At 44.9% G+C, this 24,675-nt stretch carries 25 protein-coding genes; 14 read left to right on the top strand and 11 right to left on the bottom strand.

Translation table 11 applies throughout. From position 1 onward, the window contains the following. The first annotated feature begins 160 nt into the window (after nt 1–160). A complete protein-coding gene (gene dnaE, locus LJ707_RS08070; RefSeq protein ID WP_228950300.1) occupies nt 161–3,751 on the top strand; it encodes a DNA polymerase III subunit alpha in 3,591 nt (1,196 codons plus the stop codon). 50 nt (nt 3,752–3,801) lie between these two features. Then, a complete protein-coding gene (locus LJ707_RS08075) occupies nt 3,802–4,113 on the top strand; it encodes a hypothetical protein (protein WP_228950301.1) in 312 nt (103 codons plus the stop codon). 360 nt (nt 4,114–4,473) lie between these two features. Here LJ707_RS08075 and LJ707_RS08080 read toward each other — a convergent pair whose 3' ends face one another. The 9 genes from LJ707_RS08080 to LJ707_RS08120 all read right to left on the bottom strand — a co-directional run bounded on the left by LJ707_RS08080 (nt 4,474) and on the right by LJ707_RS08120 (nt 11,951). Continuing rightward, complete coding sequence (locus LJ707_RS08080) at nt 4,474–4,968, bottom strand: hypothetical protein (protein WP_228950302.1); 495 nt, start codon at nt 4,966–4,968, stop codon at nt 4,474–4,476. Between the two features lie 2 nt (nt 4,969–4,970). Beyond that, complete coding sequence (locus LJ707_RS08085; RefSeq protein ID WP_228950303.1) at nt 4,971–5,798, bottom strand: hypothetical protein; 828 nt, start codon at nt 5,796–5,798, stop codon at nt 4,971–4,973. Between the two features lie 66 nt (nt 5,799–5,864). Next, nucleotides 5,865–6,422: an RNA polymerase sigma factor gene (locus tag LJ707_RS08090; RefSeq protein ID WP_228950304.1), complete on the bottom strand. Its 558-nt coding sequence runs from the start codon at nt 6,420–6,422 to the stop codon at nt 5,865–5,867. 29 nt (nt 6,423–6,451) lie between these two features. After that, nucleotides 6,452–7,417, bottom strand: coding sequence for a transketolase family protein (locus LJ707_RS08095; protein ID WP_228950305.1), 966 nt, complete (start codon nt 7,415–7,417; stop codon nt 6,452–6,454). 140 nt (nt 7,418–7,557) lie between these two features. Further along, complete coding sequence (locus LJ707_RS08100) at nt 7,558–8,433, bottom strand: transketolase (RefSeq protein WP_370632394.1); 876 nt, start codon at nt 8,431–8,433, stop codon at nt 7,558–7,560. 42 nt (nt 8,434–8,475) lie between these two features. Beyond that, entirely contained in the window at nt 8,476–8,937 is a 462-nt protein-coding gene (gene bcp / locus LJ707_RS08105) for a thioredoxin-dependent thiol peroxidase (protein ID WP_228950307.1), read from the bottom strand. A gap of 5 nt (nt 8,938–8,942) precedes the next feature. Next, the gene (locus LJ707_RS08110) at nt 8,943–10,655 is read right to left on the bottom strand and encodes a M23 family metallopeptidase (protein ID WP_228950308.1); all 1,713 of its coding nucleotides are present in this window, start codon (nt 10,653–10,655) and stop codon (nt 8,943–8,945) included. Nucleotides 10,656–10,663: 8 nt separating this feature from the next. Further along, nucleotides 10,664–11,275 (bottom strand): fumarylacetoacetate hydrolase family protein, encoded by a 612-nt coding sequence (locus LJ707_RS08115; protein ID WP_228950309.1) that lies wholly within the window; start codon nt 11,273–11,275, stop codon nt 10,664–10,666. Nucleotides 11,276–11,465: 190 nt separating this feature from the next. Further along, nucleotides 11,466–11,951 carry a T9SS type A sorting domain-containing protein gene (locus tag LJ707_RS08120; RefSeq protein ID WP_228950310.1) on the bottom strand — a complete coding sequence of 162 codons (486 nt, stop codon included), beginning with the start codon at nt 11,949–11,951 and terminating at the stop codon, nt 11,466–11,468. A 190-nt stretch (nt 11,952–12,141) separates the two neighbouring features. Here LJ707_RS08120 and LJ707_RS08125 point away from each other — a divergent pair, with 190 nt between their 5' ends. Continuing rightward, nucleotides 12,142–14,085, top strand: a complete 1,944-nt coding sequence (locus LJ707_RS08125; RefSeq protein WP_228950311.1) for a KUP/HAK/KT family potassium transporter — start codon at nt 12,142–12,144, stop codon at nt 14,083–14,085. 59 nt (nt 14,086–14,144) lie between these two features. On the opposite strand, the gene LJ707_RS08130 is transcribed toward LJ707_RS08125, so the two are convergent. Together LJ707_RS08130 and LJ707_RS08135 are read right to left on the bottom strand one after the other, a co-directional pair. Then, nucleotides 14,145–14,873: a DUF1080 domain-containing protein gene (locus tag LJ707_RS08130; protein ID WP_228950312.1), complete on the bottom strand. Its 729-nt coding sequence runs from the start codon at nt 14,871–14,873 to the stop codon at nt 14,145–14,147. 11 nt (nt 14,874–14,884) lie between these two features. Further along, a complete protein-coding gene (locus tag LJ707_RS08135; RefSeq protein ID WP_228950313.1) occupies nt 14,885–16,255 on the bottom strand; it encodes a Gfo/Idh/MocA family protein in 1,371 nt (456 codons plus the stop codon). A gap of 253 nt (nt 16,256–16,508) precedes the next feature. Between LJ707_RS08135 and LJ707_RS08140 the strand changes: the two genes are divergently transcribed. From LJ707_RS08140 to LJ707_RS08190, 11 genes are all read left to right on the top strand, one after another. Further along, the gene (locus LJ707_RS08140; protein WP_228950314.1) at nt 16,509–16,757 is read left to right on the top strand and encodes a hypothetical protein; all 249 of its coding nucleotides are present in this window, start codon (nt 16,509–16,511) and stop codon (nt 16,755–16,757) included. A gap of 115 nt (nt 16,758–16,872) precedes the next feature. After that, nucleotides 16,873–17,604, top strand: a complete 732-nt coding sequence (ubiE, locus tag LJ707_RS08145) for a bifunctional demethylmenaquinone methyltransferase/2-methoxy-6-polyprenyl-1,4-benzoquinol methylase UbiE (protein WP_228950315.1) — start codon at nt 16,873–16,875, stop codon at nt 17,602–17,604. Then, nucleotides 17,601–18,344, top strand: coding sequence for an outer membrane beta-barrel protein (locus tag LJ707_RS08150; protein WP_228950316.1), 744 nt, complete (start codon nt 17,601–17,603; stop codon nt 18,342–18,344). The genes ubiE and LJ707_RS08150 overlap by 4 nt, the downstream gene beginning before the upstream one ends. 76 nt (nt 18,345–18,420) lie before the next feature. Further along, nucleotides 18,421–19,185: an SDR family NAD(P)-dependent oxidoreductase gene (locus tag LJ707_RS08155; RefSeq protein WP_228950317.1), complete on the top strand. Its 765-nt coding sequence runs from the start codon at nt 18,421–18,423 to the stop codon at nt 19,183–19,185. Nucleotides 19,186–19,419: 234 nt separating this feature from the next. Further along, nucleotides 19,420–19,869, top strand: coding sequence for a GatB/YqeY domain-containing protein (locus tag LJ707_RS08160; protein WP_228950318.1), 450 nt, complete (start codon nt 19,420–19,422; stop codon nt 19,867–19,869). 108 nt (nt 19,870–19,977) lie between these two features. Beyond that, complete coding sequence (locus LJ707_RS08165) at nt 19,978–20,739, top strand: alpha/beta fold hydrolase (protein ID WP_228950319.1); 762 nt, start codon at nt 19,978–19,980, stop codon at nt 20,737–20,739. Nucleotides 20,740–20,742: 3 nt separating this feature from the next. Next, nucleotides 20,743–21,405, top strand: coding sequence for a CBS domain-containing protein (locus LJ707_RS08170; protein WP_228950320.1), 663 nt, complete (start codon nt 20,743–20,745; stop codon nt 21,403–21,405). Nucleotides 21,406–21,415: 10 nt separating this feature from the next. Then, nucleotides 21,416–22,297, top strand: a complete 882-nt coding sequence (locus LJ707_RS08175) for an NAD kinase (RefSeq protein ID WP_228950321.1) — start codon at nt 21,416–21,418, stop codon at nt 22,295–22,297. Nucleotides 22,298–22,306: 9 nt separating this feature from the next. After that, nucleotides 22,307–23,098, top strand: coding sequence for a DUF6089 family protein (locus LJ707_RS08180; protein ID WP_228950322.1), 792 nt, complete (start codon nt 22,307–22,309; stop codon nt 23,096–23,098). Nucleotides 23,099–23,194: 96 nt separating this feature from the next. Then, nucleotides 23,195–23,722, top strand: a complete 528-nt coding sequence (locus LJ707_RS08185; RefSeq protein WP_228950323.1) for a biopolymer transporter ExbD — start codon at nt 23,195–23,197, stop codon at nt 23,720–23,722. 216 nt (nt 23,723–23,938) lie between these two features. Then, entirely contained in the window at nt 23,939–24,673 is a 735-nt protein-coding gene (locus tag LJ707_RS08190) for an isoprenyl transferase (RefSeq protein ID WP_228950324.1), read from the top strand. Nucleotides 24,674–24,675: the final 2 nt, after the last annotated feature.

Raw genomic sequence — 24,675 nt, forward strand, 5'->3', positions numbered from 1 at the left:
AAACAAAATGGGAAAAGGCAACAAAAAGGGGCATTTCGGCACAAAAAACGAATTTTTGTTCGCTAATAATACGGTACTTAGTTTTTCAACACTTGATAGGTTAAAGTTGTTTTTTAATAACTTTGTATTTCTGCCTTTAAATTGATTTGGAGTTGTTGCTATGCCTGATTTTTCCCATTTACACGTACATACCCAGTTTTCGCTACTTGATGGTGCCGCCGATATAGGTAAGCTTTACAAAAAGGCCGCTGCCGATGGCATGAAAGCCCTTGCCATTACCGATCATGGTAACATGTTCGGCGTATTCAAGTTTGTGGCCGAGGCGGGTAAGCACAACGTAAAGCCTATTGTGGGCTGCGAGTTTTACGTGGTTGAGGACAGGCATATCAAGCAGTTTACCAAAGAAAAAAAGGACGTTAGGCGGCACCAGTTGCTGCTGGCCAAAAACCCCGAAGGTTACCGCAACCTGGTAAAGCTATGTTCGTTGGGTTATATGGAAGGGCTGTACAGCAAATGGCCGCGTATTGATAAGGAACTGATACTAAAATATCACAAAGGCCTTATTGCTACAAGCTGCTGCATAGGCGCGTCAATACCGCAGGAGATATTAAAGAACGGTGAGGAAGCCGGTGAGCGCGAGCTGAAATGGTGGCTCGACCTGTTTGGTGAAGATTTTTATATAGAACTGCAACGGCACAATATACCCGAGCAGGAAATTGTAAATAATGCCCTGCTTAAATACGCCAAAAAGCATAATGTAAAGGTGATATGCTCCAATGATTCGCACTACGTGGATCAGCAGGACTCTAACGCGCATGATATTTTACTGTGCGTAAACACCGGCGATATGCAGAGCACCCCTATTGCTACTGACGAAGAAGGAGGCAAAGGCTACCGTTTCGGCTTTCCGAATGACCAGTTTTATTTTAAAACGCAGACTGAAATGGGCAAGCTGTTTCATGACCTGCCCGAATCATTAGATAATACCAACGAGATAGTTGACAAGGTAGAAACGCTTAAACTGAAGCGCGACATCATGTTGCCTAACTTTGTTATACCCGATGAATTTAAGATACACAATACCCCTGATGCCGATACACTTAACCAGTGGGAATACCTGAAACACCTTACCTATACCGGTGCTAAAGAACGCTATATAGATATTTTACCCGAGGTGCAGGAGAGGATAGACTTTGAGCTGTTCACCATACGTACCATGGGTTTCGCGGGTTATTTCCTCATCGTGTCTGACTTTATTAAGCACGGGCGCGAAATAGGCGTGTTTATTGGTCCGGGTCGTGGCTCGGCGGCGGGTTCGGTGGTGGCTTATTGTACAGGTATCACCAATATCGACCCGATAAAATATAATCTCCTGTTCGAAAGGTTCCTGAACCCCGACCGTAAATCAATGCCCGATATTGATACCGACTTTGACGACTCCGGCCGGCAAAAAGTTATTGATTACGTGGTTGATAAATATGGCAAAAACCAGGTAGCGCAAATTATCACCTATGGCTCCATGGCTGCCCGTACCAGCATTCAGGACGTTGGCCGTGTGCTGGATATGCCATTGGCCGAGGTGAGCGCCCTTAAAAAGCTGGTGCCCGATACTTTGGGCATCACCCTGAAACAGGCCATAGAGCAGGTGCCCGAGTTGCAGTTGATCTACAAAGCCAATGACCTGAAAGGCACCGTACTGCGCGAGGCCGAAAAGCTGGAAGGCTCGGTACGTAATACGGGTGTACACGCCGCGGGTATCATCATAGCGCCTGATGACCTGACCAATATTGTACCTGTAGCCACCGCCAAAGATTCTGACTTGCTGGTTACCCAGTTTGACGGGCGGGTAATTGAGGATGCAGGCGTTATCAAGATGGACTTTCTGGGGCTTAAAACCTTAACTATTATTAAGGATGCCCTGCGCCTCATCAAACAAAACCATGGAGTTGAAATAGATATTGACTATATACCGCTTACCGATCAAACTACTTTTGAGCTTTACCAGCGCGGCGATACCAACGGTACTTTCCAGTTTGAAAGTGACGGTATGCAAATGTACCTGCGCGATCTTAAACCCGATAAGTTTGAGGATTTGATAGCCATGAACGCCCTTTACCGCCCGGGGCCGATAGAGTACATTCCTAACTTCATCAAGCGTAAGCATGGCCAGGAGCCTATCACTTACGATTTGCCGGAGATGGAGGAATACCTGTCCGAAACCTATGGCATTACCGTTTACCAGGAGCAGGTGATGCTACTGTCGCAAAAGCTGGGCGGCTTTACCAAAGGTGATGCCGACGTTTTGCGTAAGGCCATGGGTAAAAAGCAGATAGAGGTACTGAATAAAATGGAAGCGCAGTTTATGGATGGGGCCATGGCCAAAGGTCACCCCAAGGATAAGCTGACCAAAATATGGAACGACTGGAAAGCCTTTGCGCAATACGCGTTCAACAAATCGCACTCTACCTGTTACGCTTTTGTAGCCTATCAAACGGCTTACCTGAAAGCGCATTACCCGTCAGAATACATGGCCGCGGTATTAAACAACCAGAACAGTATCGATAAAATTTCCTTCTTTATGGAGGAGTGCCGCCGTATGGGGGTGGTTGTGCTGGGGCCGGATATTAATGAGTCCGAAATGTCATTCGCGGCAAACCGGAAAGGGGAGGTGCGCTTTGGCCTTGCCGGTGTTAAGGGTGTGGGCGAAAAGGCGGTTGAAAGTATTATTGAAGAGCGTATGGAACGTGGCCCGTATGAATCTGTTTATGATTTTGCCCGCCGCTCAAACGTGCGCAGTGTTAACCGAAAATCATACGAGAACCTGGTTTATGGCGGTGGCTTTGATGAATTTGGTTATAACCGCGCGCAGTTTTTCGCTAAAACCGAGAATGGCCTGCTATCCGGTGTGGAGCGTTTGATAAAATACGCTAACGATTACCAGAATACGCAAAATAGTTCGCAGGCATCACTGTTTGGCAGCTCGGTGGCCTCATACATTCCTGAACCGCCAATGCCTGATGCTGACGAATGGCCGTTGATAGAAAAGTTAAAGTACGAGAAAGAGGTAATAGGTATTTACCTTACCGGCCACCCGCTGGATAACTATAAACTCGAACTCGAAAAGTTTTGTAACACCACCGTGTCAGACCTTAAGCTGATGCAAAAAGCACGCTCAGGCGAGGGGGGCGATGATGTAGCCGCGGCCTTTGCCCAGCTACGTAAGCGCGGCGAAATATGCGTTGGTGGCCTGATGAGCAATGTACAGCATAAAACCACAAAAACAGGTAAGCCATTCGGCACCTTTGTGTTGGAGGATTATAATGACTCTTACGAATTTGCCTTGTTTGGGGAGGATTACATCAAATTCCGCAATTTGCTGGTAGATGGTTTTTTTATGCACATCAAAGGCAATATCGAAGAAAAATTCAGGCAAAAAGATAACTGGGACCTGCGCATTATGGTTATGAGCCTGCTTTCCGAAATGCGCGACAATCGAAGTAAATCCATCGAGGTGCCGCTAAGCCTGCATGATATTAACGGGCAAATGATCAACGCGCTGCTGGGCATCATCCAGCAAAACAATGAAAAGTACCCGGTAAAAAACTGCGGCCTGCGCATCACTATCAAGGATCTGGAGGATGACCTGATCACTGCCGGTACCTCAAAAGTATTTAAGGTAAACCCGAGCGATGATTTAATGCAGGAAATATTTGCCCTTACCAGGGTACAACCTGTGTTGCATACTAAGTAGTAGCATAATGTTTGAGCTTGCTGCGTTTGCTATCGTATATGGCATAACCAATGATGCCCGTAAGTGTTACTGAGGTAACGTTGAAAAAAAGCATCAATATAGCAGCGCTCATTGGGCCGGTAAGGCAACGTATTTTATCGGATGGTTCTTTATTAATAGGATCAATTATTAAATGGGTGGCTGCTATGCAAAAGCCAATGGCCGTTAAAAGCATCAATACTGTGGCCGCTCCTATTGGTATTTTTGTGCGATTTTTTATTCGCTGTACAATTAATATTATTTGTAGCAAAGGTGCTGCAAAAAATAAGATCAATTCCGTTATAAACAATAATTGGCCCATGTGCTATTGGTTTTGCTATTAATACAACAAGTTGAAATAGGTAACCTTTATTGTCATTTTGATTACCTGTCCTTAACTCCTTATGAGGATCAAAAGAAACAAACCTTAGTGTTAGCGATCTCATGAGCGCAATTAAAAAAAATAACAGCCAATATATTGCAGGCTGTTTAATTTTCTGTGAACTTAATGCTTCAACCTACTACCCGGAAAAGGCAGGATTTATAGAGAATATGGGGTTTGTACATGCAGTTTTTACGTCATCCGATAGTAAGCAATGTCCAAGCAGATATTAGCAATCATTCAGGATGGCAGATTGGTATATCAAACCCATTAAATTAAAGCTGACTTAATTCAATAACTCAATAATTCAGTAAATCAAAAATTAATTCCCGGCTCTTTCACTGCGCTCACTGAGTTGTTTGAGCACTTCGTCATTAAATTGCTTTTCGCTTTTGTAGAGTTCGCTTACCTTTTCGGCAGGGAGTATTTTCATAAACTCCTCGTTGTAGCGTTTGTGGATGTTAACCAGTTCGGTTTCATAGTACAGCTCTTTTTTTACCTGTTCTTCACCGTTAGGCTGCGCGCTTGAGTTGTTGATGCGTTTAAGGTGGCGTATATTAATGAGCTGCTGCTGGTACTGACGGTACAACGGCCAAAACTTTTTTGATTCGGCGGCGGTAAGGTTAAGCTGGCGTTCAAAATAATCTTTTTTAGCATTGGCCAGTTTGGCAAAGCGCGATTGTGTTGCAGCGTTATTGGTTTTATTTTGCTGATAACGCAGGCCACGGGCGTTATCAGGTACCTGCGCTTTAGTATTTAAGCACATGCCCAGCACAAACAATATGATAATATATACTCCTCTGGCCAGATTGCTCATTATTAAAGTTCAGTATTTATATAGTCTAACAATTCCTCGTCGCTAACGTTTTCGCTAATGTACGATTGTGTTTCGCCAGCGTCCAGGTTTTGCTCGGCATAGCCGCGTATCTCGGTCAATGGAATGTTTGACAGGCGGCTGTGCAAAAACGAATCAGCATGTTGGTTTGTATTTGATGCAGCCTGTGGTGCCCTGTTAAAAAAGAAGGTTGCGCCAATAGCTATGGTAACACATGCCGCGGCAGCATACCGATACACTCCCGAGGTAAAGAACCTGCGTACCACACCATGCTGTTGTTGCGTAGCGGCAGGCACTTGTTCGGCAGGCTGCTCCTCAGCCCCGGTAGTTTTGCTTAAAATAGCAGCATTAAGTTTATCAAAATAACCGGCAGGTACGGCAAAAGGCTCATCGGCTGTTACGGCCTCTTCAATAGCAATGCGTGCGGTTATGTTTTGCTGCAGGTTGTTAAAGTAACCTTCGGGCACCTCAAACCCTACGCTTTCGCTGCCTGCTGCCTCTTCAATGCTTATACGGCTTTGAATATTGCTGCTCAGTTCATTAAAGTAGTTATCAGGCAAAGTAAAGCCTGTATTATCTAAATTTAATGCGGCGGCTACGGTAATGCGGCTGTTAATGTTACTGTTTAGCTCCTCAAAATAATTTTCAGGAACAGTAAAACCGGCTTGCCATGCAGTTATATCATCTAAATTTTTAAGGGAAAGAGTGCGTTCGCGAAGGTCATCGAAATAGCCTGCAGGCACTGTAAACGGGTTATTTGGGTTAACCTGTTTTAGTGCTGTAAATTCATTTAGCCAATCTCTTGTTTCCATATCGCTCTTCATACCCTCATTAGATTAATACTTTCGCAAAAGGTTTAAAGTGATTTATAAAAAATATTACAATTCTGATGATAGTAAGTAGGCCTCAATTTTTTTCACCGCCAAATGGAACGATGCCTTTAGCGCGCCTACGCTGGTACCCAATACCTCTGATATTTCTTCGTATTTCATATCATCAAAATACTTCATGTTAAACACAAGTTTTTGCTTTTCGGGTAAGGTGAGCAAGGCCTGCTGCAATTTTTGCTGGGCCTTGTCACCGTTAAAATATGTCGAATCGGCCAGTGTATCGGCCAGTTCATAGGCTACATCATCCAGCGGTACATTATTTTTCATTTTCTTTCTGTTCAAAAATGTAATGCACTCGTTGGTGGCAATGCGGTACATCCAGGTGTACAACTGCGCATCGTTCCTAAAGCCGGGCAAGTTCTTCCATATCTTTACAAAAACATCCTGCGTCAGGTCATCAGCATCGTCGTGGTCAATAACCATACGGCGAATATGCCAATAGATCTTTTGCTGATACTTTTTAAGTAACAGATTAAAAGCCTCGTTCCTGGTACGCTCGTCACGGAACTTACTTAGTATTTCTTCGTCTTCAGCCTGTGCGGCCATATCAAATCTTTATACCCTAAATAAAGAACTTAGCTGTTTTGTTTTTTGCGTGCTATTACTTTTTTAGCAGCCGCAATGATGTGCTCAGCATCCAAACCATATTTGGTCATTAACTGTGCAGGTGTACCGCTTTCGCCAAAGCTGTCGTTCACAGCCACATACTCCTGCGGAGTTGGGGTGTTAACAGCCAGTAATTGTGCAATGCTATCGCCTAAGCCACCTAAACGGTTATGCTCTTCGGCAGTTACCACGCAACCTGTTTTTGCTACTGATTTTAAGACAGCCTCAGCATCCAAAGGTTTAATGGTGTGTATGTTTATGATCTCGGCATCTATACCTTCTTCGGCAAGTTTCTCGCCTGCCTGTATAGCTTCCCATACCAGGTGGCCGGTAGCGAAGATAGATACATCAGCACCCTCGTTCACCATCCATGCCTTACCGATCTCGAATTTTTGATCGGCATCAGTAAAGATTGGCACTACCGGGCGGCCAAAGCGCAGGTATACCGGGCCATGATGCTCGGCAATAGCGATGGTTGCGGCTTTTGTTTGATTGTAATCGCACGGGTTGATCACCGTCATTCCCGGCAACATTTTCATCAAACCGATGTCTTCAAGTATCTGGTGTGTAGCGCCATCCTCGCCCAGGGTTAACCCGGCGTGTGATGCGCAAATTTTTACGTTCTTGTCAGAATAAGCTACCGATTGGCGAATCTGATCGTAAACACGGCCGGTTGAAAAGTTAGCGAAGGTACCTGTGAACGGAATTTTACCGCCAATGGTTAAACCTGCCGCCATACCGATCATATTTGCCTCGGCAATACCGGTTTGGAAAAAGCGCTCAGGGAATGCCTTGATAAAGTCGGCCATTTTTAATGAGCCTACCAAATCGGCACAAAGTGCAACCACTTCGGGGTTACGTTTACCGGCTTCAAGCAGGCCATCGCCAAAACCCGAACGGGTATCTTTTTTATCTGTGTAAGTATATTTTTTCATAACCTCACCTAAATCCTCTCCGGGGGGAGAGGACTTTTTATTTTTTTTATTGTGATATGATATTATTTAGATCAAACTATCTGCAATTGTAACTGCTACTGCAGCCGCAACTGCCACCCCCCTTCAGGGGGCCCGGGGGCTTAATAATCGCCCAGTGTTTCCTCAAGCTGAGCTAAGGCTGCTGCTAATTGCTCATCATTAGGTGCAACACCATGCCATTTATGGCTGCCCATCATAAAGTCGACACCGTAACCCATGCCTGTTTTAAGCAGGATAGCGATAGGTTTACCTTTACCGGTTAAGCTTTTGGCTTTTTCAAGCACAGCTACTACGCTGGCCATATCATTACCGTGTGGTTCTTCAAGCACTTCCCAGCCAAAGGCCTCGAATTTTGCTTTCAGGTTACCTAATGAAAGTACCATTTCGGTAGGGCCATCTATCTGTTGGCCATTATAGTCAACCGTAGCTATCAATCTATCTAATTTATTATGCGGAGCAAACATGGCGGCTTCCCATATCTGGCCTTCCTGTAACTCGCCATCACCATGCAGGGTGTAAACAATGCTGTCGTCACCATTTAAGCGTTTAGCCAAAGCAGCGCCGATAGCTACTGATAAACCCTGGCCTAATGAACCCGATGCGATACGCACGCCCGGTAAACCCTCGTGGGTGGTTGGGTGGCCTTGCAACCTTGAATTCAGTTTACGGAAGGTGCTTAATTCTGATTTATCAAAATAACCGGCATGTGCCAGTACGCTGTAAAATACCGGCGAAATATGGCCGTTTGAAAGGAAGAACAGGTCTTCGCCCTTGGCATCCATGTTAAACGACGGATCGTTATTCATGATGTTGAAATAAAGGGCTACCAAAAAGTCAGTACAACCTAATGAACCGCCCGGGTGGCCTGACTGACAGCCATGTACCATCCTTACGATGTCACGACGCACCTGGGATGCTGTTTGTTTTAATTGCTCTATGTCTTGTTTCATTAAATGATAGGTTTTATTGCAATAAATTTAAATTTCGGCTAAAATAAATATTAATCTGATATATAGGTGTTATTTCAACACATCTAATATCTGCTGCGACGAGTTTTTGGTATCAACCTTATCAATAATTTTATCGATAATACCATCTCCGTTAATTAAAAACGTTTTACGCGCGGTACCCATGTATTTTTTGCCGTACATGTTTTTTTCAACCCAAACGCCGTAGGCTTCTACAATTTCCTTGCTCTCATCAGCAATAAGGGTAAAGGGCAGGCTGTATTTGGTTTCAAATTTTTTGTGTGATTTTTCGTCATCCGTACTTACGCCAATTACCTCAAAGCCCTGGCTAATTAATGATTGATAATTATCTCTGAAACTGCAGGCCTCGGCAGTACAGCCCGGCGTGTCGTCCTTCGGGTAAAAATAAAGTATCACATTTTTGCCTTTAAAGTCGCCCAGTGATACGGCTTTGCCGTTTTGGTCTTTCGCGTTAAAATCGGGGGCTTTATCGCCAACTGCTAATGTTGCCATGTTTTTTATCGGTAAAAGGTAGCTTTAAATTGCGACGCGTTGTCCTTCGCGTCGGTTACTGTCAGTTCAAATGTATGTTTTCCGTTCTTAATATTATCATCAAAATAATATCTTAACAATTTAGTCTTGTAGTCGTGCTCAACCAATACCCACTTGCCGTCTATCTTGCCGGTATAGCTTTTTACGCCCGACAGGTTATCGCTCATGCGGAGGTTGATGCTTTTCGCTGCCGACAAATTGCTGCCGTCATGAATATTAACCGGCGTAATCACCGGCGGTACGGTATCAACCTTAATATAATAATCGCCAAAAAAACGGCACTGGCCTTTAACATAGCCATCCTCAAACTTGCCTATAGCCAAATTACCGGCAGTATTTATCAACACGGCCTTATCTGCATTGTGGCCGATAGTACTGTCGGGCTTTATCCACAGGCTAAAGGTTTCGTGTATGGGTGTAAAGCGGTTATGTATGCGATGGGTTTCTGAGTAAGCGCCCGGTTTGCGCGGCAAGCGGGCGTAGTTAAAGTCGAGGTTATCATACAAATTACCGGGCGTAACAATCACCTTTACCTTGTCATTATTAAACTCGTTGGTTTTATCGTACTGAAACAGCGGGCCTTTGGGGATGAATGGTTTAACGTCGCTTTTTGATGATTTAACCTTTACAGTGAGTGTTGAGGTATTGCCGGCCACATCGCGCACCACGTATTGCACCTCGTGCATGGCATCGTCATCAAAATTAATAATACCCCGGTTTACCGATTGCGGGTATAACGATACATTGCTGCCCGGCGGCACAAAGCACTTTTGCATCCAGCGGCGCGAGGTAAGGAAGGCCGGGTAATCAAGGTAAGCATTGATAGCCCGGGTTTGATCGAACCCGAAACGCTCCACCGCGAAGGTGTACACCGTGCTGCCATCCAGTTTTAACTCAACCGAGTAAATGCCGTTATGGTTGGGCGATACGCTATTCATGTCATACGCGGTAAGGCCAAAGCCAATCGCGCCGCTTAAATGTATCGGCTGGTTATTTTTTAGACGATATTGGCCGTTGGCACCGGTAAGCGCCAAAAACATGTGCGGCGTTTTTTCGCTAAAGGGAGCGCCATCGGCAAAATTGTAAGTAGCTATAGCCTGTAATGTTGGTGGTACCTTATCGGGTATGGTGAGGCCGAACAATTGGGGGTTAATGGTTTGCTCGGTTTTACTGTCGCGCAGCTCAAAGTGCAGATGCGGCCCCGCGGATGCGCCTGCATTACCCGTCCAGGCAAAAACTTCGCCTTTTTTGAGGGGGAGCTGCAAAGGCAGCAATTGAAAATCAACCTCGTAGCTTTGCTGTTGTACCTGGTAATCACGTATCAACGCCTCAATAGCCGGGCTAAATCTTTCCAAATGCCCGTATACCGATGTAAAGCCATTAGGGTGGGTAATATAAACTGCCCTGCCAAACCCGCCGTATTGAATGCGCAGGCGTGATACAAAACCATCTAAAATTGAATAGATGGGGTAGCCCGTACGCTGGTTGGTCTTAAAATCGAGCCCGGAATGGAAGTGGTTAGGCCTAAGTTCGCCAAACGAGCCTGCCGTGCTGGGCGGCAAATCAAGCGGGTAACGAAAAACATCCTTGGGGTAAAAACTGGTTTGTATAACATCCTGCGCCAGCGCGGCAGTGCAAATCCATAAAAGGGCTGTAAGCGCCCCAAGCTTTTTTAGCATATCCGGTTTTATTTCACGTAAAAATCAAGCATCTTATCATTTTCAACAAACCCTTCCAGGTGGTCGCCTATGGCCACCGGGCCTACACCTTCGGGTGTGCCTGTAAAAATAAGGTCGCCTTTTTTTAGGGTGATGTATTGTGATACGAACGCGATGATACGTTCAAACGAAAAAAGCAGATCTTTTGTGTTGCCCGCCTGGCGCTTTTCGCCATTTATATTGAGGCTAAAGTTGATGTTATACATATCGGCAAACTGGCTCTTCGGTAAAAAGCTGCTGATAGGTGCCGAGCCGTCAAAGCTTTTGGCCAGTTCCCAGGGCAGGCCTTTTTCCTTGTGGCGGGCCTGTATGTCGCGGGCGGTAAAATCAATGCCCAAGCCTATCTCATCATAATAATTAGCGGCAAACTTCTCGCTGATGTGCTTGCCCTCTTTGCATATTTTCAGCACAAGTTCGGCCTCATAATGCACATCGGTTGAAAATTCGGGATAATAGAACGGTTTATTCTCTTTAAGCAACGCCGTATCCGGCTTCATAAATATAACAGGCGTAGTTGGTACCGGGTTATTCAGCTCTTTAGCATGCTCGGCATAGTTGCGCCCAATGGCAATAATTTTCATAATAGCAATGGTAAAACGTCAAAGCTAATTATTTTGAGGGAGAGATTGGTGATTAGAGATTAGTAATTAGTAATCAGTAATCAGTAGCTGGTCAGAGATTAGAGGTTGAGGACAATAGTTAGTTGTAAATAGTAAGGAATAAAAGGATAAAGCTATTATTCAACAATGACTAATGTCCAATGACTAATTACTATAGAACAGAAAGACGCTTAATGGTAGACTCGGTACCGGCTATGATGCGGAGAAAGTAGAAGCCGCGGCTAAGTTTATTGTTGATGATATAGGTGAATTTTTGATCGCCTGAGTCAACACGTTGCGAAAAAATGGTAGCCACATCATTACCCAGCATATCCACTATCTTAATGGTAACGTTGGTGTTGCGAGACAGGTCATACCTCAGGTTGATCTGGTCTGTTACCGGGTTAGGGTATATCTGTACATTGCTCAGCAGCTTATCATCCTGGCGGTTAACGCTTAATTTGGTGGTTGATACGGTGCCCGGTTTTAAAGGCGGCAGAGTAAAGGGGAGGCCGCTTTTTAAGTAGGATGTTTTGCTTTTCTTTTTAAGGATAAGGCTATCCTGCGAAGCCGTTGTACCTGCAAAAGCAAAATTCATGGTCACCGCTATCGCGATCACAATTGTCCATAAATTAAATTTAGTAAATTTTTGCTTCATACAGTTACACTGCTACAAATGTATAAATTACACCAAGCCTATTCAAAAAGTTGGCCTTTATATTTAATATTTAACAATTTTTAACAAAATGAATGTAATATTGTAATGATATATATACTGACTTATACGAACTTAATAAGTTTAAGTTTATGTATATAAAATTTATAATTTTGCATTTTTATACAACATAGTGTCAAGTCATAAAGACCTTCAGAAACTGACAGTCCCCGGGCTGCTCATTAGTTTAGGGATCATCTACGGCGATATCGGTACTTCACCGCTATACGTATTCAAAGCAATTGTTGGTGCACAAGCCATAAACGAAAGCCTTGTACTGGGCGGCGTTTCGTGCATCTTCTGGACGCTTACCCTGCAAACTACCGTAAAATATGTATTAATAACCTTATTGGCCGATAACAAGGGTGAGGGTGGCATCTTTTCTCTTTTTTCGCTGGTGCGCCGCAAGGCACGGTGGCTTATTGTGCCTGCCGTGGTAGGGGGCTGCGCCTTGCTGGCCGATGGCATCATTACCCCGCCCATCACCATATCATCAGCCATTGAGGGATTGCATACCCGTTTTCCGCAGATGACGCTGCCCACGTACCAGATTGTGCTTATCATCATTGCCCTGTTGTTCATTATCCAACAGTTTGGTACCTCGCTGGTGGGTAAGGCATTCGGGCCTATCATGTTTCTGTGGTTTACCATGATGGGCGTGCTGGGTGTTTTGATGGTTGCACAAATGCCCTGGGTGCTTAAAGCGCTTAACCCTTATTACGCTTACGATATTTTGAGCAACAACCCCAACGCCTTTGTAATATTAGGCGCGGTTTTTCTGTGTACTACTGGTGCCGAGGCGCTGTATTCCGATCTGGGGCACTGCGGCCGTTCAAATATCCGCGTAAGCTGGATATATGTTAAAACCTGCCTTGTGCTTAATTACCTTGGCCAGGCGGTATGGCTTATAAACCATAACGGCGAATACCTGGGTAATAAAAACCCTTTCTATCTGATCATGCCCGAGGGTTTCCTGATATTTGGTATCGGCCTGGCAACAGTAGCCGCTATTATTGCCAGCCAGGCGCTGATCTCCGGCTCGTTTACGCTGATAGCAGAGGCGGTAAGGCTTAACCTTTGGCCTAAAGTACGCATCAATTACCCTACCGATCAAAAAGGCCAGCTATATGTACCAAGCATTAACTGGATACTTTGCGTGGGTTGTATCATAGTAGTATTACTTTTTGAAAAATCAGAAAGAATGGAGGCTGCTTATGGTTTAAGTATCACCGTAGCCATGTTGATGACGACTATACTGGTATCTAAATTTTTGCAGCGCCGTAAGGTGCCTGCCTATTTAATAGGGCTGTTTTTTGTAGTTTACTTACTAATTGAGGGTACCTTTTTATTAGGCAACCTGGTTAAGTTTGTGCATGGCGGCTGGTTCACCCTGTCCATCGGCTTTATGCTGTTTGTGGTGATGTGGACATGGCATACCGCCCGCAAGATCAAGAACCGCTACGTGAAATTTATTGAGATTGAGGACTACTTCCAAATCATCAATGAGTTGAGCGACGATGAAACCGTACCCAAGTATTCATCACAATTGGTGTATTTAACCAGCGCCAATTTTAACTCGGAGGTTGAATCAAAGATCATATATTCCATACTGCAAAAGCAACCCAAGCGAGCTGATGTTTATTGGCTGGTACACGTTGACGTGGTTGATGAACCTTATACCCGCGAGTACGAGGTTGACTTTTTAGTGCCGGGCAAACTTATCCGTATCGATTTTAAGCTGGGCTTCCGTGTGGAGCAGCAGATCAACGTATTGTTCCGCAGGGTGGTTGAGGATTTAGTGAAGAACGGCGAGGTGAATATTACCAGCCAATACAAATCACTAAGCAAGCATAATATTGTTGGCGATTTCCGTTTCGTGGTGATCGAAAAAACATTGTCACGCTCGCATAACCTATCGTTTTACGAGCAGTTGATCATGGATATTTATGTGCAGCTTAAAAAGGCCAGCTTATCTGAGGAACGCGGTTTTGGCCTCGACCTCAGCTTTGTAACGGTTGAAAAGGTACCGCTGATGCTCACCACGCCTGATAACGTGGATATGCGAAGGATACAATAAAAAGAGAGCGGGAACCCGTTAAAGGTTCCCGCTCTCTTTTTTATGCTGATGATGTATGATCAATCAGCCAGCTCCATTATCTTAATGTTTTTGAAGGCTATTTTACCGCCATGGGCCTGCAAGGCTATACGGCCTTTTTTGGCCATGCCATAGTCGGGGTCATCCTTCCATTTACCGGTAGTTTTCTTTTCTGTCCACTCCGGCGACCATGCCTCAAATTCCAGTATTTTAGCGCCGTTAAGCCAGTGTTCTACATGGCCTTTGTTAAATATAATTTTGCTGGTGTTCCACTGGCCAACCGGTTTTAGTTTCTTCTTTTCGTTGGGCAGGTGCATGGCGTAATCGCATCCGGCTTTTTGCCAGTCCTCCAGCTTGCCGTCCCAGCCTACCTCATCTATGAGTTGATATTCGGGGCCGGTAGTAAACGTGTACGGGTATTTGGCATCCTCAACCACATGGTACATTACGCCGCTGTTGCTGCCTTTGCCTATCTGCCAATCCCAGGTAAGCTCAAAGTTGCCATACTCCTTGTCGGTAACAATATCGCCGTTGGTGGCTTCATGTTCGCTTCCAACGCAGGTAAGTATACCATCCTTTGCTACCCAGTTTTCAACTTTAGTAGTTTTATTGTAGGCATGCCAGCCGTTAAGCGTTTTGCCATCAAACAGGCTAACCCATCCCTTTTTTGCGGGATGCTCCGCTTTAGGTTTTTCATCAACGCTATGGGCAATAGCCGCGGTGCCAAGTAAGCCGGCGGTTAGTAATACACTGATCGATCGTAGTTTCATATTCATGGTAGTTATTGTTTTTTAGTGATCTGCATTTTTTCGGGGTCCCAAAGTATGGAGCGGTCCTGGTGGTAGCTGTCATTACACAGCAGGGCAGGGGCTGCCGCACGATAGCCGAATATGGCATCCTCAACCACCTTTTTATTCTCGCGTATGGCGGTAAAAAAGTTAACCATATGGTCATAAGGGCCGCCCTTGTATCCCTTTTCGGCGGCGTAGGTCATTTGCTCGGGCGGTAGTATCATTTTTCGCCCGGCATTGCCATTGCCTGATTTACGTAGCTGCTCCAGGTAAAAAGGATCATCGGAGGCAAATGACTTATTTCTTTTCAGTGTGACATCATCCCAGGTAACATCCATTGAGCCCTCGCTGCCCACCAGGCGCAGGTAGGTAGTTCCGCTGGTGCCATCCACAAAGTTGCAGCGCAAGGACAGGTTAAATGCCGGGTGTACATCAGCCTTCGGATAATCAAAGGTGCCTAATAACACGTCAGGCACTTCGCGGCCATCATTCCAATATCTTAATCCGCCCGAAGCATAAATTTTATTTGGCCCGTGCGAACCGGTAACAAAGTGCAGACTGCTGAACAGGTGAACAAAAAGGTCACCTGCCATGCCGGTGCCGTAATCGGTATAATTTCTCCAACGAAAAAAGCGCTTCTCGTCAAAAGGGCGCTTTTTGGTATTGCTAACGTAAGTATCCCAGTCAAGCGTTTGGGTGGAGGCATCAGCAGGTAAGGGGTACTGCCAGGCCTCGATGGGGTTGCGGCGTGCCCAAAAGCCCTCGGCATAATTAAGCTGGCCAATAGCGCCCGAAGCGAGCAGCTCCTTAGCTTTTTCGTTCCCTAATGATGATACGCCCTGGCTGCCTACCATAAATACCTTACCGGTTTCCTTTTGCGCTTTAATAACCGCGGGGCCTTCATCAACCGAGTGTACCATGGGTTTTTCGCAATACACATGCTTGCCGGCCCGCATCGCGTCTACTGATATTTGCTGATGCCAGTGGTCGGTAGTGCCAATAATTACGGCATCAACATCCTTACGGGCTAATATTTCTTTATAGCTGCGGGTGGTAAAAATATCGGCACCCCAGCGTGCTTTGGCGTCTTTAAGGCGGGTATCATACAGGTCGCATACGGCAACCAGTTTTACGCCCGGTACCTGCAGGGCAACAATGGCATCCTGCGTACCCATGCCTCCGGCGCCAATAAGAGCAATGTTTATGTTATCATTAATGCTTACAAACGGCTGGCGTTTTAAACACAAAAAAGGTTCATGCTTTTCGGCGGCTATTACAGCCGTTCCGGCGGCCACAGCGGCCGCGGCGGTGCCTAACTTTTTAATGAAGCCCCGGCGCGAGGCATTCTTTTTTTCTTCCATACGGTTTAATTTGATAGGTGATCGAGGCGTAAAATTAACAGATAATTCTATTCAAAATCACAGTTAAATATCCATTTAATGCAGAATATGAGTGTATTAAGGATAAAATATTATAATAATTGAATAGCCGGGGAGATCAGCAGAACAGAACAAACATATACCTGCCGGGCAACCGCCCGCCCGGCAGCGGCATTAGTAAAATTGGGTATGTTACGTATATTTGAGAGGCGATACATTTTCAAAAACCTAAAAAATGACACAAGAGGAATTGGCTCAATTAACGGACGAAGAACTATTACAGCGGGCAAAAAAGCTTAAATCAATATATTTTTTTGACGCCTTGATATTCGGTGTACTAATAGGTATTGCGGTTTTTAGTTCAGTTAAAAACGGCTTTGGCTTGTTTAGTTTTCTCCCCCTCATCTATATACCGGTGGCAGCCAGAAACAAAACAAAGAATAAGCCGCTTGAAGATGTTTTGAAAGAAAGGAACCTGAAATAGGCATTCCCAATCAGGCATTTGTAAAAGTGCCCGGCATATAGGGTGTATTGCTGCAAACGGCATTGGCGGGCGGTGCATTTAATTTACTAATGCCTATATTTACCGCCCACAGGCCATGAGCAAAGTAGTTACTCCATACCAAAACGAGCAGGTTACCAAAAAGGAGCAGGTAGCCGATATGTTCAACAACATATCAAAAACATACGATTTTCTGAACCACTTTATGTCGCTGGGGATTGATATCATCTGGCGCAAAAAGGCGATCAACGAGTTAAAGCACGATAAGCCCGGGCATATACTGGATGTAGCCACAGGTACCGGCGATTTCGCTTTTGAGGCCCTGACCATATTAAAGCCCGAAAAAATTACAGGCGTTGATATATCAAGGGGAATGCTTGATATTGCTGAGCAAAAAATAGCAAAGCGCAAGCTGGGTCATAAATTCTCAGTAAAGCTTGGCGATTCAGAAAAGCTACCATTTGGCGATACTGAGTTTGATGCCGTTACGGTGGCCTATGGTGTACGTAACTTCGAGAACCTGGAAGCCGGTATGGCCGATATATTTCGTGTGCTGAAGCCCGGAGGTAAGGTAGTGGTGCTGGAGTTCTCCAAACCACGTACATTCCCGGTAAAACAGTTGTATAACTTTTACTTTAAATACATTACGCCGGGTATAGGCAAACTTTTTTCAAAGGATGCAAGGGCGTACTCTTACCTGCCCGAGTCGGTAGCTGCCTTTCCGGATGGTAAGAACTTTACCGCCGTTATGGACAAAGTAGGTTTTAAAAATACCAAAAACCGTGCTTTAACGTTTGGTATCTGTTCAATCTACACAGGCGTTAAATGATAAAAAGCTTTTACACAGCGTTAATTTTTGTTTTTTGCTTTACCGGGTTGGCCTTTGGCCAACGCCCGCCCGCATGGGGTGGCGGCGCCGATCTGAACGATTTTAGTTTCGGTTTCTCATTCAGCTATATCAGCAGCTATCTCAAAATAAATAAACAGCCCGACTGGACAACACCTTTTGCTGATCCTGAAACCGGCGCGCCTTTAACAGGTAACGCTACCAGCATCAGTTCGCCAAACTCACCCGGATTTGCCGTTGGTTTTTTGGCGCGCTACAGGTTGACCGATCATCTTGAAGCACGTGTAACGCCATCGCTGGTGTTTGCCGACCGCAAACTGATCTACACCTATGATTCGCCTGACCCGGAAACCCAGGTAATTACCAAACAAATAAATACTACAGGCTTTGATCTGCCGCTGCAACTCAAATTAAAGTCGGATCGTATTGGCGATCTGCGTGGTTACATGATAGGCGGAGTGAAGTTAAGCCAGTCGTTGGGGCGTAAAAACCCTGATGCTGATAAAGGCCTGCTTGAAAAAACGGTGAAGATAGATCGTACGTTCGCGTCATACGAGGTTGGTTTGGGATGCGATATCTATTTTGAATTTTTTAAACTATCGCCCGAGATAAAAATATCCAATTCATTCGGTAATGTGCTGGTGCCTGAAAATCACCCGGCCTCATACCCGCTCAGCGGCCTGCGCCTGCATACGCTGCAGTTCAGCCTGTACTTTGAGTAATACCGCATCCTTACGGTAAGGCGACATATTGTTGCTCCGGAAAACATATTTTCGCTGCCGATAGTTATATAAACTTATGGCAAAAATTGCATTAATAACAGGGGCAACCGCCGGTATAGGCGAGGCTTGCGCCCATGTATTCGCCCGCGAAGGCTATAATTTGATACTTACAGGCCGCCGCCGCGACAGGCTCGATAACCTGGCATCGGCAATAAACACTCAATATAATGTGGAGGTGGCCGTTGCTTCGTTTGATATTCGTAACCGCCAGGCGGTGATAGATAACCTGGAGAATTTGCCCGCCGAATGGAAAAAAGTTGATGTGCTGATAAACAACGCCGGCCTGAGCCAGGGCCTCGATCCCATACAAAATGGTGACCCCGGTGACTGGGATACCATGATTGATACCAATATTAAGGGTTTGTTATACGCCAGTAAAATAGTATCAAACTGGATGATAGCGAACGGTTATGGCCACATCATCAACCTTGGCTCAATAGCCGGTAAAGAAGTTTACCCTAACGGCAATGTGTATTGCGCCACCAAGCACGCTGTTGACGCGCTTAACAAAGGTATGCGCCTCGATCTGCTGCCGCATGGTATCAAGGTAACAGCCGTACACCCCGGTGCGGTTGAAACCGAGTTTTCTGAGGTGCGTTTTAAGGGTGATAAGGATCGTGCTAAAAAAGTATACGAAGGCTTTGAGCCGCTGGCAGCGCTGGATGTTGCCGAAACCATCTGGTTCGCGGCATCGCGCCCTGCGCACGTTAATATTAATGAGCTTACCGTAATGCCAACCGCGCAGGCAGGTGCTACAAGTATATTCAGGAAAAACTTGTAGATGTGCGGATGAGAAGATGTGCAGATATGCAAATGAGTAGATGTGCAGATGAGGAAATGTGCGGATATGCAAATGGGTTACGATTAATTGATCGATTTTGAATTCAATAACTCAATAATTCACTAACTCAGTAAATATTCACTAATCAATAACTCAATAATTCAGTAAATCAATAATTGATTAGCTTTGCAGCTTAAATCCGAAATTGAAAATTCGAAAATCCGAAATAAACAGATGTCATTATCAACCCAAATAGATCAGGATATTAAACAGGCCATGCTGGCCAAGGATGCTGATAAGCTGCGTGGCTTGCGTGCTATAAAGTCAGCTTTGTTATTGGCTAAAACCGAGAAAGGCGCGGCCGAAGAGGTTAGCGAAGAGGCAGAGATAAAGGTGCTTCAAAAACTGATAAAGCAACGCAAGGAGTCGGCTGATATATATAAGGCCCAAAACCGTGAGGATCTTTATGAGATAGAAGCTGCCGAGATGGTGGTGATTGAAGCTTACCTGCCAAAACAAATGGACAGGGCCGAGCTGGAAGCTTATTTAAAAGAAATGATAGCGCGTGTTGGTGCAACATCAGTAAAAGATATGGGCAAGGTTATGGGCACAGCCAATAAGGAGCTGGCCGGTAAAGCCGACGGTAAAACCATATCTGAAGTTATTAAGCAGATTTTGGCATAATGTAAAACCTGCTATTGCAACTAAACAGCAATAAACTATTTTTACAGCAATAATAACAGCAAGATTAGCTAAACTTGCAACTATATTAATTGAATACAGGCAGTATATATGAAGTTCGCACTTAAACAGGAAAAAGATTTTAATTATATTGAAGAGGGCGAAGGCGAAGTACTGCTTATGTTACATGGTTTAATGGGTGCCCTTAGTAACTGGGAAGATGTTATTGAGGAGTTTAAATCGCAATACCGTGTAATTATACCTGTTTTGCCTATTTACGATTTGCCCCTGCTTACCACCGGTGTTAAAAGCCTTAGTAAGTATGTGCATAAGTTTGTAAAGCATAAAGGCCTTACCAACTTTACTATACTGGGTAACTCGCTTGGCGGGCATGTGGCGCTTATTTATATCCTGTCGCACCCTGAATATGTAAAAGCTTTGGTGCTTGCCGGTAGTTCAGGCTTGTATGAGAATGCTTTCGGCGGTTCGTTTCCGCGCCGTGAGAGCTATGATTTTGTGAAGGAGAAGGTAGAATTTACTTTTTACGACCCAAAAACCGCGACAAAAGAGCTGGTTGATGATGTTTTTCAAACAATAAACGACCGTAATCGCGTTATCAGAATACTGGCTATGGCAAAATCGGCCATAAGGCATAACATGGCCAAGGATTTGCATAAGATAACCATACCGGTAGGATTGCTGTGGGGTAAAAACGATAAGATAACGCCGCCCGAGGTAGCCGAGGAGTTTAACCAGTTGCTGCCAAATGCCGAGCTGCACTGGATTGACGAATGCGGCCACGCCCCGATGATGGAGCAGCCCGAGAGATTTAACATACTGCTAAGGCAGTTTTTGGATAAACTAAAAAAGTAACACATGTTTGCGATTGACCTGATCGGGAATGCCATACCACCACTCCACACGTCTGACACGGTGCAGAAAGTGATGGACAGGATGGCCGAGTTCAAGGTCAGTCACCTGCCTGTTGTTAACGAGGAGCAGTTTCTGGGCCTTGTATCAGAGGATGACCTGATTGAGGAGCCGGACTTTGAAACACAAATAGGTTCGTTGTCGCTTTCGCTGGTAAACCCTTATGTATTTACTGATCAGCATATATATGATGTTATCAGGATATTTAAGGAGTTAAAACTGAGCGTGGTGCCTGTGCTCGATAAAAAGAACAATTACCAGGGCGTGGTTTCTATCAACAGCATGAACGAGTATTTTGCCGAGCTAACATCAGTATCGGTGCCCGGCGGTATCATTGTACTGGAGATCAGCAACCGCAACAACTCGCTGGCGCACATGGCGCAGATCATCGAGTCAGACAATGCGCAGGTACTCAGCTCATACATCCGCACTTTCCCTGATTCAACCCGGATGGAAGTTACCCTCAAAATTAATAAGCTGGATATATCAAACATTGCCTCTACCTTTTTAAGGTACAATTATGATATTAAGGCCACCTTTAATCACTACAATCAAAACGATAATTCAATGGAGCGTTATGATTCGCTGATGAATTATCTCAACTTATAACCCCCCGCAAATGAAGATAGCAGTATACGGCAGGCCGTTTAGTGATAACGAGGTGTTGCCATACATACAGCAGGTGTTTGATAACCTGAAACAACACGGGGTTGAAATATATGTACACAATCGCCTGCACCAATACCTGCAGGATAAAATAACCAATGTTAATTATCGTGTACTTGCCGAAGGGGAGCCCTTTAAGGGAATTATCGATCTGTTTTTGAGTCTTGGCGGCGATGGTACCATGCTGGATACCGTTACCCTGATACGCGATAGCGGTATACCCGTTATAGGTATTAACTTTGGCAGGCTGGGCTTTTTGGCCAGTATTAACAAAAGCGATATCGCCGCGGCCATACATGCCGTAGTTAATCAACAATATACGCTTGATAAGCGGGCCATGTTGCGTATCGACTCGGATGTGAAACTTTTTGGTGAAGATAACTTCGCGCTGAATGAGATCACCATACACAAACGCGACGATTCGGCCATGATCACCATCAATACCTTTCTGGATGGTAATTTTTTAAACTCGTACTGGAGCGATGGCATCATCGTATCAACAGCTACAGGTTCAACCGCGTACTCGTTAAGCTGCGGCGGGCCTATCATCTTCCCCGAGTCGAATACAGTGGTGCTTACGCCAATCTCTCCGCACAACCTTAATGTAAGGCCGGCAGTATTGCCTGATTGCTGTACCTTGTCCTTTGATGTGGAAACACGTAGCGCCAACTACCTTATCTCGTGCGATTCGCGCGTGGCGGTGCTTGATCAGCCGGTGCGTATTAATGTGAGCAAAGCTGATTTTCAGCTTAATCTCATCAGGCTGAATAATGAAAACTATTTATCAACGTTAAGACATAAGCTATTGTGGGGCCTTGATACCCGTAATTATTAGCCTTACCGGATGCAGAAATATCTACTTACATTAATAATATTATTTACCGCCGTAACACTCAAAGCCCAAACCTGGGAAGTAGGGGGCGGTATTGGTGGCGCAGGCTACATGGGCGACCTTAATCAACACAATCCCCTGCAAATAAGCGGCCTTGCCGGCAATGTATTCCTTAAAAGAAATTTTAATGGCTATTTATCCGCAAAGCTGCAGTTTACCTATGGTAAGATAGGCGCTGCCGATAGCACTTCAAACAACCAGCAGCAGCGCGACCGTAACCTTAGCTTTACCAACCGGCTGATGGAAACCAGCCTGATAGGCGAGTTCAACTTTATGCACTATATACCCGATGCAGGTAAAAATGTATTTACCCCCTTTGTATTTGCCGGGATAGGCCTTGTAGCCCATGCACCACGTGCAGAATATAATGGTAATGAGATAGGCTTGCGCAGGCTGCGTACTGAAGGTCAGGAGAAACAATATTCGGGTACGGTACTATCTGTACCTTATGGTGCAGGTGTTAAATATAACATTGGCGGCAAGTGGACGCTGATTGCCGACCTTGGTTACCGCTGGGCTAATACTGATTACCTGGATGATGTAAGCGGGCTGTATGCCGATAAGGAAACCCTGCCTACACGATCATCTGTATTACTGTCTGACCGTACCGGCGAAAAAACCGGCGTATACACAGGTACAGCAGGTACGCAGCGCGGTGATCTGCGTAAACGTGACAGCTATTTGTTTTTAAACCTCTCTATATCATTTACTTTTGTTACTGAGAAATGTTATTACGAAAATTGATCTAATAAAGAATAAAATTTTATAAAATATATATAATAAAAAATTTAATTTTGCGTAATAGTTATATTACATATCTAAACTATTATTATTATTATTATGGCCGAATTAAACACATCTGCCGCCGGATCAGGCAGAAAAGCAACCCGCAAGCGCGCCTCAACCCGCGTAGATCTCACAGCAATGGTTGACCTTGCTTTTCTTTTAATTACCTTTTTTATGCTCACTACCACGCTGAGTAAATCCAAGATGATGCCGATAGTAATGCCGGATATACCAGGAGAGACGGGGTTCTCGGTTTCGGAAAACCGCACACTCACTGTATGCCTGGGTAAGGATAACAAGGCACTTTGGTATTTGGGGCGGGCGGAGCAGCCTATACTTAAACCTACCGTAGCAGGATATGGCAAAAACGGCATTCGAAAAGCTTTGCTGGATGCCAGGGCCTATGTTAAAAATAATTACGGTAAAACGCTGATGGTAATTGTTAAACCTGCCGACAGTTCGAAGTACGAAAACCTGGTGAACACTATTGATGAGCTGGATATAACACAGGTGCCGGCCTACGCCATTGCCGATATAGCCCCGCAGGATATTGAGCTTTTAAAGCAAAAGGGTATGTATTAACAGTACTTTATAAATTCACGTCCGGGCCTGTATGCCCGGCTTTTTTGTTGAAAAAAAGCTTATTTTTTCTTTTACGCCGTCATACTAAAAAAATACAAAGTAAGTTTTACCTTTGTAGCCTGAAAAAACAGGCTTATTTTAAATAATTTAAATAGCTGAGCGCTTACTTATTACAATTATAGCGCCATTAACTTACCGCTATTTAACACGGCAGGAATGAAAGACCAGATCGATTTGTTGAAATTGCCCGCGCACATTGCCATTATTATGGATGGTAACGGCAGGTGGGCAAAAACCAAAGGAAAACTCCGGGTATTTGGCCATCATAACGGTGTGCTTGCCGTAAGGGATGTAGTTGAGGGATCATGCGAACTGGGCCTGAAATATTTAACGCTATACGCTTTTTCTGCCGAGAACTGGAACCGCCCCAAGCTGGAGGTAATGGCCCTGATGGAGCTTATGGTAAGCACCATTAATAAGGAGATAAGCACCTTTATGAACAATAATGTGCGCCTTAATGCCATCGGCGATCTGAGCATGCTGCCTGCGCGTAACCACCGCGAACTTACCAAGGCTATGGAAAAAACCGCCGGTAATACCGGGCTGGTACTTACACTGGCGTTGAGCTACAGCTCACGCAATGAGATGGTTCATGCTGTAAAAAACATTGCTCAAAAAGTAAAAGATGGCGAGCTTAACCCCGACGATATTACCGAGCAAATTTTTGCTGATAATTTATATACCCGTAATATGCCTGATCCTGAATTGATGATCAGGACGAGCGGCGAACACCGTATAAGCAACTACCTGCTTTGGCAAATTGCTTACACCGAGCTGTATTTCACTCAAAAATTATGGCCCGATTTCAGGCGTGAAGATTTGTTTGAAGCTATACTTGATTACCAGCAGCGCGAGCGCCGTTTTGGGATGACAAGCGAGCAGCTTAACTAAAT

This window comes from Mucilaginibacter sp. UR6-1 (assembly GCF_020880975.1).
Taxonomy (GTDB): domain Bacteria; phylum Bacteroidota; class Bacteroidia; order Sphingobacteriales; family Sphingobacteriaceae; genus Mucilaginibacter.

Bases quoted from the DNA above. Each gene is read 5' to 3' on its own strand.
- dnaE (WP_228950300.1), top strand. From the start codon at position 161: ATGCCTGATTTTTCCCATTTACACGTACATACCCAGTTTTCGCTACTT.
- LJ707_RS08075 (WP_228950301.1), top strand. From the start codon at position 3,802: ATGATGCCCGTAAGTGTTACTGAGGTAACGTTGAAAAAAAGCATCAAT.
- LJ707_RS08080 (WP_228950302.1), bottom strand. From the start codon at position 4,968: ATGAGCAATCTGGCCAGAGGAGTATATATTATCATATTGTTTGTGCTG.
- LJ707_RS08085 (WP_228950303.1), bottom strand. From the start codon at position 5,798: ATGGAAACAAGAGATTGGCTAAATGAATTTACAGCACTAAAACAGGTT.
- LJ707_RS08090 (WP_228950304.1), bottom strand. From the start codon at position 6,422: ATGGCCGCACAGGCTGAAGACGAAGAAATACTAAGTAAGTTCCGTGAC.
- LJ707_RS08095 (WP_228950305.1), bottom strand. From the start codon at position 7,417: ATGAAAAAATATACTTACACAGATAAAAAAGATACCCGTTCGGGTTTT.
- bcp (WP_228950307.1), bottom strand. From the start codon at position 8,937: ATGGCAACATTAGCAGTTGGCGATAAAGCCCCCGATTTTAACGCGAAA.
- LJ707_RS08110 (WP_228950308.1), bottom strand. From the start codon at position 10,655: ATGCTAAAAAAGCTTGGGGCGCTTACAGCCCTTTTATGGATTTGCACT.
- LJ707_RS08115 (WP_228950309.1), bottom strand. From the start codon at position 11,275: ATGAAAATTATTGCCATTGGGCGCAACTATGCCGAGCATGCTAAAGAG.
- LJ707_RS08120 (WP_228950310.1), bottom strand. From the start codon at position 11,951: ATGAAGCAAAAATTTACTAAATTTAATTTATGGACAATTGTGATCGCG.
- LJ707_RS08130 (WP_228950312.1), bottom strand. From the start codon at position 14,873: ATGAAACTACGATCGATCAGTGTATTACTAACCGCCGGCTTACTTGGC.
- LJ707_RS08135 (WP_228950313.1), bottom strand. From the start codon at position 16,255: ATGGAAGAAAAAAAGAATGCCTCGCGCCGGGGCTTCATTAAAAAGTTA.
- LJ707_RS08140 (WP_228950314.1), top strand. From the start codon at position 16,509: ATGACACAAGAGGAATTGGCTCAATTAACGGACGAAGAACTATTACAG.
- ubiE (WP_228950315.1), top strand. From the start codon at position 16,873: ATGAGCAAAGTAGTTACTCCATACCAAAACGAGCAGGTTACCAAAAAG.
- LJ707_RS08150 (WP_228950316.1), top strand. From the start codon at position 17,601: ATGATAAAAAGCTTTTACACAGCGTTAATTTTTGTTTTTTGCTTTACC.
- LJ707_RS08155 (WP_228950317.1), top strand. From the start codon at position 18,421: ATGGCAAAAATTGCATTAATAACAGGGGCAACCGCCGGTATAGGCGAG.
- LJ707_RS08160 (WP_228950318.1), top strand. From the start codon at position 19,420: ATGTCATTATCAACCCAAATAGATCAGGATATTAAACAGGCCATGCTG.
- LJ707_RS08165 (WP_228950319.1), top strand. From the start codon at position 19,978: ATGAAGTTCGCACTTAAACAGGAAAAAGATTTTAATTATATTGAAGAG.
- LJ707_RS08170 (WP_228950320.1), top strand. From the start codon at position 20,743: ATGTTTGCGATTGACCTGATCGGGAATGCCATACCACCACTCCACACG.
- LJ707_RS08175 (WP_228950321.1), top strand. From the start codon at position 21,416: ATGAAGATAGCAGTATACGGCAGGCCGTTTAGTGATAACGAGGTGTTG.
- LJ707_RS08180 (WP_228950322.1), top strand. From the start codon at position 22,307: ATGCAGAAATATCTACTTACATTAATAATATTATTTACCGCCGTAACA.
- LJ707_RS08185 (WP_228950323.1), top strand. From the start codon at position 23,195: ATGGCCGAATTAAACACATCTGCCGCCGGATCAGGCAGAAAAGCAACC.
- LJ707_RS08190 (WP_228950324.1), top strand. From the start codon at position 23,939: ATGAAAGACCAGATCGATTTGTTGAAATTGCCCGCGCACATTGCCATT.